The sequence below is a fragment of the Micromonospora sp. LOL_021 genome (assembly GCF_048060215.1).
Taxonomy (GTDB): domain Bacteria; phylum Actinomycetota; class Actinomycetes; order Mycobacteriales; family Micromonosporaceae; genus Micromonospora_E.
Window position 1 is genome coordinate 1 of sequence record NZ_JBHMIN010000163.1, and the last position, 346, is coordinate 346.

At 68.8% G+C, this 346-nt stretch carries 1 protein-coding gene; it reads left to right on the forward strand.

All coding sequences use genetic code 11. The features are described 5' to 3' along the window. The first annotated feature begins 105 nt into the window (after positions 1 to 105). Positions 106 to 336: a hypothetical protein gene (locus ACFHWT_RS31495; RefSeq protein WP_416598353.1), complete on the forward strand. Its 231-nt coding sequence runs from the start codon at positions 106 to 108 to the stop codon at positions 334 to 336. Positions 337 to 346 lie beyond the last annotated feature (10 nt).

A 346-nucleotide genomic window follows, 5' to 3' on the forward strand; every position in this document is an offset into this window, starting at 1 on the left:
CGTCGCCAACCGCCTCATACACACCCACTGCCACCGCCGGACCACCAGCAACGGCAGCCCAGCACTTCCGCCCACCCGCGAGCCTCCAGGGCTTGCTTGAGCCGGTTGCCCGGAAAGCGGGCATGGCCGGTTCTGAGGGGGCCCCGGCGCAGCAATGCGCCGGGGCTACCCGACGAGGCCCAGTTCACCGCCCTGCGCTACTTCACCCTCGACGGCACCGACCACACCAGCCACGCCGAGCAGGGCAGCATGATCCGCCGCTACATCATCTGGCGGAACAAGCACGCCGCCGACGAACGCCTACGCGAGGTAGTCAACAGGGCCAACGTTGCCTGACGCGGCACTA